This is a genomic window from Nostoc sp. 106C (assembly GCF_002154725.1).
Classification (GTDB): domain Bacteria; phylum Cyanobacteriota; class Cyanobacteriia; order Cyanobacteriales; family Nostocaceae; genus Aulosira.
Genome location: NZ_MTAW01000025.1, coordinates 1 through 13090, shown reverse-complemented (window position 1 = coordinate 13090; position 13090 = coordinate 1). Strand labels below are relative to the sequence as shown.

Annotated in this window: 10 protein-coding genes; 8 read left to right on the top strand and 2 right to left on the bottom strand. The window is 45.3% G+C overall.

All coding sequences use genetic code 11. The features are described from left to right. The first annotated feature begins 222 nt into the window (after positions 1-222). Positions 223-843, top strand: a complete 621-nt coding sequence (locus tag BV375_RS01385; RefSeq protein ID WP_086756475.1) for a transposase — start codon at positions 223-225, stop codon at positions 841-843. Positions 844-953: 110 nt separating this feature from the next. Here BV375_RS01385 and BV375_RS38575 read toward each other — a convergent pair whose 3' ends face one another. Continuing rightward, positions 954-1076 (bottom strand): hypothetical protein, encoded by a 123-nt coding sequence (locus BV375_RS38575; RefSeq protein ID WP_279432888.1) that lies wholly within the window; start codon positions 1074-1076, stop codon positions 954-956. A 119-nt stretch (positions 1077-1195) separates the two neighbouring features. On the opposite strand from BV375_RS38575, the gene BV375_RS38570 reads away from it, so the two are divergent. Both BV375_RS38570 and BV375_RS01375 read left to right on the top strand, forming a co-directional pair. After that, complete coding sequence (locus tag BV375_RS38570) at positions 1196-2371, top strand: CHAT domain-containing protein (protein WP_339376820.1); 1176 nt, start codon at positions 1196-1198, stop codon at positions 2369-2371. A gap of 134 nt (positions 2372-2505) precedes the next feature. Further along, complete coding sequence (locus BV375_RS01375; protein ID WP_086756473.1) at positions 2506-5655, top strand: NB-ARC domain-containing protein; 3150 nt, start codon at positions 2506-2508, stop codon at positions 5653-5655. 95 nt (positions 5656-5750) lie between these two features. Here the strand turns inward: BV375_RS01375 and BV375_RS01370 are convergent, their stop codons facing one another. Continuing rightward, a complete protein-coding gene (locus BV375_RS01370) occupies positions 5751-6230 on the bottom strand; it encodes a hypothetical protein (RefSeq protein WP_086756470.1) in 480 nt (159 codons plus the stop codon). Positions 6231-6442: 212 nt separating this feature from the next. Here BV375_RS01370 and BV375_RS01365 point away from each other — a divergent pair, with 212 nt between their 5' ends. The 5 genes from BV375_RS01365 to BV375_RS01345 all read left to right on the top strand — a co-directional run bounded on the left by BV375_RS01365 (position 6443) and on the right by BV375_RS01345 (position 12921). After that, positions 6443-6673 carry an addiction module protein gene (locus tag BV375_RS01365; RefSeq protein WP_086756467.1) on the top strand — a complete coding sequence of 77 codons (231 nt, stop codon included), beginning with the start codon at positions 6443-6445 and terminating at the stop codon, positions 6671-6673. Then, positions 6670-6972, top strand: a complete 303-nt coding sequence (locus BV375_RS01360) for a type II toxin-antitoxin system RelE/ParE family toxin (RefSeq protein WP_086756465.1) — start codon at positions 6670-6672, stop codon at positions 6970-6972. Before BV375_RS01365 ends, BV375_RS01360 begins: the two co-directional genes overlap by 4 nt. A 279-nt stretch (positions 6973-7251) precedes the next feature. Then, on the top strand, positions 7252-11688 hold the full coding sequence (locus tag BV375_RS01355; protein WP_086756463.1) for a nitric oxide synthase oxygenase: 4437 nt from the start codon (positions 7252-7254) through the stop codon (positions 11686-11688). Between the two features lie 212 nt (positions 11689-11900). Next, the gene (locus BV375_RS01350) at positions 11901-12509 is read left to right on the top strand and encodes a glutathione S-transferase family protein (protein ID WP_086756461.1); all 609 of its coding nucleotides are present in this window, start codon (positions 11901-11903) and stop codon (positions 12507-12509) included. Between the two features lie 172 nt (positions 12510-12681). Continuing rightward, on the top strand, positions 12682-12921 hold the full coding sequence (locus BV375_RS01345) for a type II toxin-antitoxin system RelE/ParE family toxin (protein ID WP_086756459.1): 240 nt from the start codon (positions 12682-12684) through the stop codon (positions 12919-12921). The last annotated feature ends 169 nt before the right edge of the window (positions 12922-13090 follow it).

Genomic DNA, 13090 nt, shown 5'->3' with positions numbered 1-13090 from the left:
ATGTTCTTAGATTACATCTTATAGTTACTTTTGGCTTAAGTTGACACCAATGGGCTTCCACAGTCTTTGGGTAAAACCGACAATTGATCGGTGCCGTGCCCCTACTACTACCCGTATACTTTCGTGAAAACCGATATTTAATCAGTTCCGTGCCCCTACCATGCGTCTAACTTAGTTATATAATATACTTATTATTAGTTTTTTTTACTGTATATAATTGGGATGGCATATAACCCCAAACATCAGCATCGCCGTTCTATTCGTTTACCAGGATATGACTATACCCAAATCGGTGCGTATTTCACGACGATTTGTACATATAAAAAGCAATGTTGGTTTGGCGATGTAGTTAATGGGGAAATGCAACCTAATCAATTAGGGATAATTGTCCACACCTTTTGGCAGGCTCTTCCGCGTCGGTTTTCTCACATCCAATTAGATGCTTTTGTCGTTATGCCGAATCATGTGCATGGTATTCTCATCATCACCGATGCCAGGGCACGGCAACCAAAATTATTTCCCTCAGCTGATCATTTTACTAATGCCGTGCCCCTACAGAATACAAATACGCCAACAACAGAACAATTTGGTAAACCTATTCCTGGTTCTATTCCTACAGTTATTCGTGCTTTTAAATCAGCTGTAACCAAACGAATTAACTTGATGCGAAAAACACCCTATCCACCCATTTGGCAACGAAATTATTACGAACGTATTATTCGCCAAGATGGATTGGATAATGTGCGCCAATATGTTATCAATAATCCTTTTGCATGGGCTGAGGATGAAGAGAATCCTTCGCGTCACCCACATGAACAATTAGATTTAGGTTTATATTTTTGAAACTACATTACCTATAAAATTAAATATTTCGCGCAACAGATAATGTTCCCTGTAGGGGCACGGCTTCTACAGTCTTTGGGTAAAAACAACAATTGATCGGTGCCGTGCCCCTACCTATGGGTAAAACCGACAATTGATCGGTGCCGTGCCCAAACGTGTAATGTAAGTGCGATCGCAGCTTCAGCATGACAACTAGATTCCGCCAAACAAGTGTAGTATAATTCTGGCGTCATATTGGGCACATCAGCGCAATGCCAATTCGATTTTGGAAGAATGCATAAACTTCCAGGCGAAAAATGCCTAAAATTATCCATGAAGCTAATCAAAAGGCTGACAGTAGAGTTGCTCGCAAGTGAATATCAACCAAAAACAGCGATTGGAAAGACAACGAGATTCCCTGCAAGACGAATGGAATCTGAGAAATGAGAAGTTAACGCAGTTGCGGCGTGCGCTAATAATTGAAGCTGGGGCTGCTGTTAAGTTTCAGTTAGAACAACAAATCCAAGCTGAGGAAACAGAACTCAAACGCTTGGAGCAAGAATTAGATAACATTGAGCAAACTCTTTCCACTACAGTCGAGCAAACTCCTTCCCAGCCAAATTTTGCCCAGCCTCCGATTACTCCATCACAGAAAGACCAGAATCAAAGCTGCGATTTCTCAATGAAACCCAAAAAAATCCTGATATTAGCCGCAAATCCCAAGCAAACGGTAAGATTGCGCCTGGATGAAGAACTGCGTGATATTAAAGAAGGCTTGCAAAGGTCGCTGAATCGGGATAACTTTGACCTCCGCTACGATTTAGCAGTTCGTCCTAGGGATATTCGCCGCGCTATTTTGGATTATCGACCAAATATTATTCACTTTTCTGGGCATGGATTCGGGGGAAAAGGATTAAGCTTTGAGGATGAAACAGGATTTGAACAGTTAGTTACAGGAGAAGCATTAGCTGGTCTTTTTGGGCAGTTTTCTAACCAAGTAGAATGCGTGCTATTGAATGCGTGCTACTCCCAAGTGCAAGCCAACGCCATTGTTCAGCACATTAATTATGTAATTGGGATGAATGATGCCATTGGCGACAAAGCCGCGATTGAATTTGTTGTGGCTTTTTACGATGCACTTGCGGCTTACAATAGGGAATACGATTCAGGTTCGCCTGTAGAGTTTGCTTTTAATATTGCCCGGAATGCCATTGAGTTAGCTGGCGTGTCTGGCGAGTCGATTCCTGAACTTAAAAAAAATCCTAATATTATAGATAAAACACCTAATTTACCAGTTGTGGAACTACCTGCTAATAAACAAATTCCCGGACAAACTAAGATTTTTATTTGCCGTAGGTTGACGCAAGACTGGCAAGATTTAGCCGATTATTTTGAGATTCAACCACACGAACGTGCTGGTTTCAAACCAGGAAGAGAACCCCACAGTATTTGGGAGTGGTTAGAGCAAAGAAATCGACTTGGTGAATTAGAATCAGCTTTGATTGAGATTGGGCGAGAGGATTTAGCCCAAGAATTAAAAAAAAACTAGTTGATGATGTTGTCCCTAATCGCCAACTTTTAGGGAATCTTTGCAACGTCCCAGAATTACCACCGCACTTTTTACCCCGTCCTGAAGAACTTGCACCTTTAAAAGAGAAAGTATTATCTTCAACAAAGCAACCTGTGGGGATTACAGGCAAAAGTCGCCGTGTAGGTGTGCAAGGCATGGGCGGAATTGGCAAAACAGTCTTAGCTACAGCCTTAGCGCGGGACGAAAAAGTTAGACAGGCGTTTCCTGATGGAGTGTTTTGGATAACATTGGGACAAACGCCCCAAATTTTAACTTGGCAATCCTATCTTGCTTCGGCGTTGGGAGACAAGCAAGCGGCGTTTACCGAGGTGGGATTGGCGAAAGCTCGGTTGCGGGAGTTGTTTGCTAAGAAAGCTTGCTTGCTGATTTTGGATGATATCTGGCATTTAGAGGATGCAATGGCGTTTGATGTGTTGGGCGAACGCTGTCAGATGTTAATTACCACCCGTGATGCTGCGATAGTGACGGTGTTAGGAGGAGAAGAATATCAGCTTGCTGTTTTAGGTAAACAACAGGCATTAGCATTGTTGGCAGATTGGGCAAATCAGCCGGAAATTATGAACCCCACGCCGCAAAATGATGTTGTTTTGCTGGTAGCACGCGAATGTGGCTATTTGCCTTTAGCATTGGCAATGGTTGGAGCGATGATGCGGGGGAAATTACCAAATCGCTGGCAGAATATTTTAGAAAAACTTCGCAGTGCTGATTTAGAGAAAATCAAACAACAGTTTCCCGATTATCCTTATCCCGATTTACTCAAGGCAATTCAGGTAAGTGTAGAAGCGTTAGATGAGAATTGCCAACAGCGATATTTAGATTTTGCGGTATTTCCGGAAGATACACCCATACCAGAAGCAGTTTTGCAGACTTTTTGGCAACCCTTGGGGTTAGATGAGTTTGATAGCCAAGATGTCATTGATGAATTGGTGAGTAAATCTCTAGCTTTGCGGGATGAAGCGGGAAATTTGCGGTTGCATGACTTGCAGTTTGATTATGTCAGAAAGCAGTACTCCGCTTTAGCAAAAGAAAGTGAAGGGATAAGCTTTTTACACAATCAGCTGTTAAATGCTTACAGCGCAAAATACCCCCAAGGCTGGCATAGTGTAGACAATGACGGCTATATTTTGCAGAATTTAGCCTATCACTTGCTGGCTGGAGTAAGGGAAGGAGAATTACAACAACTGCTGTGTGATTTTCGCTGGTTGCAGGCGAAGTTGGGGAACATCAATATTAATGCGTTGCTAGCAGATTATGATTTTTTGCCGGAGGATGAGAATTTACAGTTAATTCAAGGTGCGTTGAGGCTGTCGGCACATGTTTTGAATGAGGATAAACAGCAATTGGCAGGGCAATTATTAGGGCGGTTGCTGGGTTTTGAGGCTTTAGAAATTCAGAAATTGTTAACTCAAACGCAGCAAAGTCAAACCCTTTGCCTACTTCCCCAAACAGCAAGCTTAACTCCCGCTGGCGGCTCTTTAGTACGCACCCTGATGGGTCATATCTCTTCGGTAAGAGCAGTTGCCCTCACCCCAGATGGCAAGTACGTGATTTCTGGTTCCCGTGACACCACCCTCAAAGTCTGGAATTGGCAAACTGGGGAAGAACTGCGTACCTTAGTGGGTCATACTTCCTATGTAAATGCAGTTGCCTTCACCCCAAATGGCAAGTACGTGATTTCTGGTTCCGATGACTACACCCTCAAAGTCTGGAATTGGCAAAACGGGGAAGAACTGCGTACCTTGGCGGGTCATACTTCCTATGTAAATGCAGTTGCCTTCACCCCAAATGGCAAGTACGTGATTTCTGGTTCCGATGACTACACCCTCAAAGTCTGGAATTGGCAAACTGGGGAAGAAATGCGTACCTTAGTGGGTCATACTTCCTCGGTAAATGCCGTCGCTCTTACACCAGATGGCAAGTACGTGATTTCTGGTTCCCGTGACACCACTCTCAAAGTCTGGGATTGGCAAACTGGGGAAGAACTTTATACCCTACAAGGTCACACTTCCAGGATAAATGTAGTTGCCCTGACCCCAGATGGTAAGTACGTGATTTCTGCTTCTTCTGACCACACCCTCAAAGTTTGGAATTGGCAAACTGAGGAAAAACTATGTACTCTGGCGGGTCATACTTCCTCGATAAATGCAGTCACCCTCACCTCAGATGGCAAGTACTTAATTTCTGCTTCTTCTGACCACACCCTCAAGGTCTGGAATTGGCAAACTGAGGAAGAAGTGCGTACCTTAGAGGGTCATAGTTCCTCGGTAAATGCAGTTACCCTCACTCCAGATGACAAGTACGTGATTTCTGCTTCTTCTGCCACCATTTTGAAAGTCTGGAATTGGCAAACTGAGGAAAAAGTGCGTACTCTAGAGGGTCATAGTTCCTCGGTAAATGCAGTTGCCCTCACCCCAGATGGCAAGTACGTAATTTCTGGTTCCAATGACCACACCCTCAAAGTCTGGAATTGGCAAACTGGGGAAGAAATGCGTACTCTAGAGGGTCATAGTTCCTGGGTAAATGCAGTCGCCCTTACCCCAGATGGCAAGTACATGATTTCTAGTTCCTCTGACCACACCCTCAAAGTCTGGAATTGGCAAACTGGGGAAGAAATGCGTACTTTAGTGGGTCATAGTTCCTGGGTAAATGCAGTCGCCTTCACCCCAGATGGCAAGTACTTAATTTCTGGTTCCGATGACCACACCCTCAAAGTCTGGAATTGGCAATCTGGAGAACAACTACATACCCTAAAAGGTCATAGTTCCTGGATAAATGCAGTTGCCCTCACCCCAGACGGTAAGTACGTAATTTCTGGTTCCAATGACCACACCCTCAAAGTTTGGCATTGCCAATCTGGGGAAGAACTGTGTACTCTGGCTGGTCATAGTTCCTCAGTAAATGCAGTCACCCTCACCTGTGATGGCAAGTACGTGATTTCTGCCTCCTCTGACACCACTTTGAAAGTCTGGAATTTGCAATCCGGGGAAGAACTGCGTACTCTAGCTAGTCATAGTTCCTTGGTAAATGCAGTCACCCTCACCTGTGATGGCAAGTACGTGATTTCTGCCTCCTTTGACAACACTTTGAAAGTCTGGAATTGGCAATCCGGGGAAGTAATTGCCAGTTTCACAGGGGAAAGTGCGATAAATTGCTGTGCGGTTGCACCCGATGGGGTGAGAGTTGTTGCTGGGGAGGCATCAGGACGAGTGCATTTTTTGCGGTTGCAAGGCAAAGAAGAGTAATTCGTAATTAAGAAATGGGGATTTTGTTTGAGTTAGTTGTGGCGAATGGGGATAATATGGAGTCCGGTTAGGCAATTTTCATGGACTGCGAAGAATCATCCAATTAAAAACATACCCAAATTATTAGGGCACGGCAACCAAAGGCTGTTGCCCAGACCGATATTTGATCGATGCCGTGCCCCTACTGGGCGAATCATGTATTTTTTGGTATTCTCCAAGCAAAACAATTCTCGAATTGTGCGATCGCCTGTTTTAACTTCCTTCCCATCACGATGACTTGCGATAAATAACTCATCGTTCGCTATCAAAGTGCGAGCGCTCTTGCTCATTTTCTCAGCTTTCAAGCAAAAAGGCGCAACGTTGAAGATAAAAGCTGCAATTTTCCGCATCAAAGCCGCAATGTTGAGGATAAAAGCCGCAACGTTCAAGATAAAAGCTGCAATGTTCGAGATAAAAGCCGCAACTTCCAGGCTCAAAGGCGCAACGTTCAAGCTCAAAGGTGCAACTTCGAGGATAAAAGTCGCAACCGCCAAGCTCAAAGGCGCAACGTTCGCTCTCAGAGGTTCAACTTTCAAGCTTCAAGCACAAATAACCAAGTAAATTGCTGATGTCGCTTACTTCCGAAGCTAAATAAATCGCATATTCGCTTCGTTGTTAGCCCGCCCTGCAATAAATTGCGGGCTAATAGCTCAAGTCTACTCAAGTAGACTGGGGATGCTGTGTTTAATCTAGAGATAGATAAGTGCGATCGCAGTTAAAATCTAATTGTCGAACCATAAAGTCTAATATGACTGAAACTGCGGAAAAACTCAAGCTTCAACTTTCTCAACTTTCTGTACAAGACCGCGCTGAACTTGCTCACTTTTTGATTCAATCTTTAGATGAAGATACAGACGATGATGTAGAGGCAGCGTGGGATACAGAAATCACTAAAAGGTTAGATGATATTCATCACGGAACAGCCATTGGCGAACCATCAGAACAAGTGTTTTCTGAATTACGAGAAAAGTATTCGTGAAATTTATTGTTATCCACACAGAGGCTCGCAAGGAGCTTGATGATGCAATTGCTTATTATGAAAGCCAAAAAATAGGCTTAGGGCTTGATCTATTATCTGAAGTAGAAAAAGTTATTAGGAAGATTCAGCAAAATCCTAATTTAGGAACACCATACAAAATTGCAGGAGTACGCCGCTACTCTATTCAAAGTTTTCCCTATCTAATTTTTTATTCAGAGATGGCAGATATTCTTTGGATTATCGCGATCGCACATGGAAAGCGCAAACCTGGGTACTGGAAAAATCGCCAGATTGAGTAAAAAGTGAGGGTAGCGTTTACTCTTCAGATGCACAAGTGCGATCGCAGTATTGCTCGATGAAATTGCACTGGCTGGGAACAATTGACAGCAATTCAAAAAGCAATTATCAGGTGACGGGTATCTTTGGGATTCACCTGCTGAGAAATATTAAGAGACATAGAGCGCAGCTGCCACTTTCTTCGTCATTGCGATACATTACATTTTGCGATAGATTACATCATAAATTTTTGAGTGTAATCCACAACTGTTCGGTTCCTCTGCTCCTTTCCAAACTTTAAGATGCTTAATTTTCAAACCTCCAGCCGTGAAAGAATTATACACTTAACCGAAGTTTCTGCTACTGGCTTTCCTGTCTCTAGCCGCTATAAGTATAAGTGCCGAGTGCAAATTATCTCTCATCAAGGCGAAACTGTCTTGCAGAAGGATTTATTTGCTCGGATGCAGCCAAGCTGGTTAGTCGAGTTGAAGAATAAGGGAGACTGCACGCTCGCGCTGACCCTTTGCTACCGCGAAGGCGATATTAGTCAGCCCTGGCAGGATGCGGGAACTGTGGCCTTTGCCACCCAGGATTACATGAAAGGCGATCGCAATGCCGATTTGGAACTGCCGATTCACACTTGGGAACAAGCACCGCAATTGAAACTGAAAGTACGGCTGACAGAAAGCACCGATGAGGGCAGTAGCAGCACAGTCACAGTCTTCAGCAAGCAATCTATCTCTCGTCACCGGACTCATGCTACAGCAGAAACAGCAGAGGTGGATTTGCCTCAGCCCACATCCCTTACTCCACCAGAAGAAGTGATCGTCAAAGACGTGTGGAACAAGCTGCGGGCGTGGAAAGAGTTGCAGATGGAGAAGTTTTTCAAGCGGTTGTTATTAGAAGAACCAGAGCTTGAGTATTTGTTTGGCGAAGCAATTGACTGCGTCAGCGACTTCTTTTATGAGTTGTTTGATTGTGCCATCCACCAACTTCAACCCGAAACTCAAAATATTATCGGTGAGCCGTTAACGGGGGTGCCGCCGGAGAAAGGAGACAGCTTCGATACAGTTGAGGAGTATGGAGCGTTATTTGCAGACATGGGTTTGCGTCCGCAGCACTGGATCAAAGCGCGGCAAGTGTGGATGTGGATGCTGCCGTCGATTCCCTATCTGGAAGAATACGATCGCGAAGATCTGAAAAAAGGCGCAAACTCTGCCCTCTACAAGTTCTTTGACACCTATGTGATTCTGCCAATGGCGGAGGCGGTGCAGCGTTATGAGAATGCTTTGCCACCCCAAATGCTGCACCAAATGGCAGATTGCTGGGAGGTGTTTAGCCAGAATAAGCAGCAGATGGGCATGGAGTTCTACCAGATCTTATTTGAGAAATATCCGTTTGTGCTGCCGATTTTTGGCCGAGCAGATATGGATTATCTCTCGCTCCATCTATTCCAGGCTGTAGAATTTCTGGTGCGCTGTTTGCGGACGGGCAGCAGCGACAATATGCTACAAGAACTGCGGTTTTTGGGACAAGTTCATAGTTTTGCAGATGTACCGTCCTGCGCCTATCCAGCCGTCTCGGACACTATGTTTGTTTTGTTCGAGAAATATTTGCCTAACTTCACACCAGAACTGCGGCAGGCATGGCAAATATTATTCGATCGCGTCGTCAACGTCATTAAATTGCCGATGCTCAACCAGGAGCGATTGCTGAAAAAAGCCAAGCAGTTCCTCGATTTAATTTCCTCAGAACAGGCTTGGGAACCAGAGGATAAAGAGCGACGGTGGAAAGAAATCCGTGAGGAAGTGAAAGCGACGGGAACCTATACCCACACCTATGAGGAACTGGCCTATGGCACTCAGGTAGCGTGGCGCAATGCCTCGAAATGTGTAGGGCGAATTGCTTGGAATAATATGGTAGTGCGCGATCGCCGTCATGTATCTGACCCTGATGAAATGTTCCGCGAATGCCAGGAACACGTCAAGTTTGCTACTAACGGCGGTAATCTCCAGATTACGATGACAGTCTTTCGTCCCAGGCTGCCGAAAGAACGCTGGGGCCCTCGCTTTTGGAATTCCCAACTCTACCGCTATGCCGCCTACGAACAACCCGATGGCAGCATTCTAGGCGATCCGGCAAACTTGGAATTGACCAATGCCATTATCAAGTTTGGCTGGCAACCACCCGAAGCGCGCACTGCGTATGACATTCTGCCTGTGGTGATTGAGGTTCCCGGCCAGGAGCCAAAAATGTATCACTGGCAGCCAGAGGAAGTGCTGGAAGTGCCGATTGAGCATCCTACGATTCCAGAGTTCAAGAAATTGGGAATGCGCTGGTATGCAATTCCTGCCATTAGCAATTTCTCGGTGCATATTGGCGGCATTCATTACGGCTGTATGCCCTTCAATGGCTGGTACATGGATACCGAAATCATGCGAGACTTTCTCGATGAGTACCGCTACAACAAGATGGAGGAAATTGCCAAAGCCCTGAAGCTAGACACCAGTTCCGAGCAAACGCTGTGGCGCGATGAAGTGGCGCTGAAACTGAACGTTGCCATCCTCTACTCGTTCCAGAAAGCCAAGGTGACAATGGTCGATCACCAAACCGCGTCTCGTCAGTTTTTGATTCACGATTTGCGCGAAAAGAAAGCCGGACGGGAATGCCCCGGTGACTGGGGTTGGATAGTTCCGGCCACGGGTGGCAGTACTTGTCCAGTCTGGCATCACCAGACACGCGATTTCTACTTGGAGCCTGCTTATCACCATTCTGCCGATCGCTGGGCAGTCGAAGACGGTATAGAGTTAGAAAAACTGACAGCAGTTGCCGACGAAGACGGCGATAAGCAAGACCGGATTCTCATCCTTTATGCTTCGGAAACGGGAACAGCAGAAGGCTTTGCCCGCAAAGCAGCACGACAGTTGCAGCGCTTCCGCCCAAAGGTGATGGCACTCGATGAATACTCGGTCGAAACTCTAGCTGATGAAAAGTTGCTGCTGATTGTCACATCTACCTTTGGCAATGGAGAAATGCCAAGTAACGGCAAACAATTCCTGCAATGGGTAAAACAACAGCCCGCAAGTTCACTTGATGGTTTAAATTATTCCGTCCTGGGCATCGGCAGCACCGTTTACGAGTATTTCTGTGCTGCGGGTATTGCTGTAGATAAAGCTTTGGCGAAAGCAGGTGCAAACTGCGTTGTACCACTGCATAAAGGCGATGAGATTAAGGGTCAAGCAGACACTTTCAAACAATGGTTGGGCTTGATTGCGCGAGTGTTGGGCGAAGATGCCACGACTGCGGATGCTGCCAGTATGACTGCGCCGAAACTCACCGTCACCTACCTCAATGAAGCAGATCTGCCAACCCTACCTGCATCAACAGGCGATCGCGGTCTTCCTGTCCCGGTTGTCGCCAATGATGAACTGCTGCAAGAAGTCATTCCCGGCAGTCGTTCTACTCGTTATATCGTGTTCGATATTGCCGATACAGGCTTGCAATACGAGACAGGCGATCACGTTGCTGTTTACCCCTGCAATCCACCAGAATTAGTCAATCGCCTTTGCACGCGCATCGGCGCTTCTGCAAATGCTTACTTTACCGTGAACTATGTTACACCGGATGGTACAGTAACCGATGACCAACCGCCTGTTGCTGTTCCCATAACAGTGCAGCAATTGTTGTCTGAAGAACTCGACTTGTCTTTACGGGAGCCATTTACCGACCTGCTGGCATACCTTTATTCAGCCGTGCAAAATCCCCAAGAAAAGCAGCGCTTAGAAATATGGCTAGAGATTTTGCGCCAAGGCGAAGAGCATCCAGATAGCATCACGCTCAAGAAAACGATTACCGACAACTTTACGAGTGTTGCGGATTTGTTTGATGAGTTTCCCTCAGCACCCGTCACCTTAGAAGCACTACTAGAACTTTTACCCAAGCAAAAGCCGCGCCTCTACTCGATTTCCTCCTGTCCGTTGCTGCATCCCCAACAAATTCAAATCACAGTCGGAGTTTTGCAAATCAAAACCGATGCAGGCAAAGTACGGCAGGGGCTTTGCTCTAACTATCTCGCAGGGCTGCAACCGGGAGCGCAAGTGCGGATTGGGGTTCGCACCTCTGGTTTCCGTCCCCCTGCCGACTCTCAAGCCCCGATGCTGATGGTAGGGCCGGGAACAGGTGTTTCACCACTGATTGCTTTCTTACAATATCGAGAAGCTTTGCAACAGCAGGGAACAACCTTAGGTGAAGCGTGTCTTTACTTTGGCTGTCGCAATCACAGTGACTTTCTGTATGGAACCCAACTTACCGCTTGGCAAAACCAGGGCGTATTGTCTGCATTAGAAGTTGCCTTTTCCCGTCTCACCGATAAAAAGGTGTACGTTCAAGGCTTGATGCAGGAGAAAGCCACAGAACTTTGGCAAATGCTGCGTCATCCGCAGTGTCACTACTACGTCTGCGGTGATGCCAAGATGGCAGATGATGTGTTTGAAGTGTTTATGGCGATCGCCAAAACCGTTGGCAACCTTTCCCACATCGAAGCAGTAGAATTCTTCGACACCATGAAGAAAGAACACCGTTTCCATACCGACGTTTGGGGCGTGCAACTCAACTTCAAGCAAGCTATTCAACAGGTGCAAAAAGATAACTACTCCAAAGCTGAGAAATGGTTGGAGCGAGTAAAACAGACTAGTGAAGAATCAGTCACCGCCGATGAAAATCAACCGTTGATGGTATAGACGAATTCAGGTTGAACTAGAGAAGCCAGGAAACAACGCTTAGAAGTTTCCTGGCTTTGCTTTTGCACAGTTCCGTAGCCATCTTGATTAGGACGTGCTTGAGAACTGTCTCGATTGCATCGCGTAAATTATCCGATTTGGGTAACAGTTTACGAACCCTACTTTATTAGATTTAAAATAGGAAATCACAATACTGAATTTATAGCAGCGATATGGTGCGAATCTTATACTATGCGCAGCGATCACCTTACGCTCGTAAAGTGAGAATTGTCCTGGCAGAAAAGCAGCTGCCTTGCGAACTGAAAGAGACAGACATTAACAATAAATCAAGAGAATTTCTCAGTTTATCTCCCATTGGAAAAGTTCCCGTATTGGTGGATGAAAATGGCCTGGTTTTTTGGGATTCAACGCTGATTGTGGAGTATCTAGACGAGACTTATCCTCAGCCGAGTTTTTATCCTAGTGATCGCATTGAGCGTTTGTGCTGTCGTCAGGGGGAAGAGTTAGCAGACAGTTTGATAGACAATGTTGTGGGATTGTGGTACGAAACCCGTAAAGGAAATCAAGCTGATTTTGACACCCAAGCTAAATATCAGTCCAACATTAATCGCGTTTTAGGTGTTTTTGAGCAAAAGTTGACGGTATCAGCCTACCTGTTCAATGAAACTCTGAGTGCTGTTGATGTTGCAGCCATATCAGGGTTGGGTTACTACAGCCTAAGATTCGGCAATAATTGGCAGCAAGAGTATCCTAAATTGAGTCAATGGTTTGAGGTATTGCATCAACGTCAGTCGGTTTACTCTACCATGCCGAAAGCCTAAAGCAATTTAGCTGACTTTAATCGCTTAAGTTTAGGGGGCTACAATTATTTAAGCCGAAGTTAGGGAAAAACTCTAATAATATCAAGTTCGGCTATACGATTTTCATTGTAAGCAAAGCAATCCCCGAATTTGGCGATCGCCCCTTTCAACTTCATTCTATTCGCAATGATTTTTGATAAATAACTCATCGAGTGTGATCAAAGTGCGATCGCAGTTAGAGAAAGTTATTAAGAAGATTCAGCAAAATCCCAATTTAGGAAGGCCATACAAAATTGAAGGAGTACCCAGTTACGCTATTCAAGGTTTTCCCTATCTAATTTTTTATTCAGATCTGGAAGATGTTATTTGGATTATCGCGATCGCACATAGAAAGCGCAAACTTGATTACTGGAAAACTCGGCAGACTAAGTAATATCATGTTCGGTTAAACACTTGTCATTGCGAGCCAAGCGAAGCAATCACAACGCCTTTGCGATTGCTTCGCTCTACTTCGTTACGCTCGCAATGACATATCACAAGTAATTGTACTGGAGTTTAGACTAAATAGCCGACCTAAAAAGAAAAATAGGGGGTGTGATTGA

What these genes read in the sequence shown, in the direction of transcription:
- BV375_RS01350 (WP_086756461.1), top strand. Translation starts at nt 11,901, where the DNA reads ATGGTGCGAATCTTATACTATGCGCAGCGATCACCTTACGCTCGTAAA.
- BV375_RS01355 (WP_086756463.1), top strand. Translation starts at nt 7,252, where the DNA reads ATGCTTAATTTTCAAACCTCCAGCCGTGAAAGAATTATACACTTAACC.
- BV375_RS38575 (WP_279432888.1), bottom strand. Translation starts at nt 1,076, where the DNA reads ATGACGCCAGAATTATACTACACTTGTTTGGCGGAATCTAGTTGTCAT.
- BV375_RS01385 (WP_086756475.1), top strand. Translation starts at nt 223, where the DNA reads ATGGCATATAACCCCAAACATCAGCATCGCCGTTCTATTCGTTTACCA.
- BV375_RS01365 (WP_086756467.1), top strand. Translation starts at nt 6,443, where the DNA reads ATGACTGAAACTGCGGAAAAACTCAAGCTTCAACTTTCTCAACTTTCT.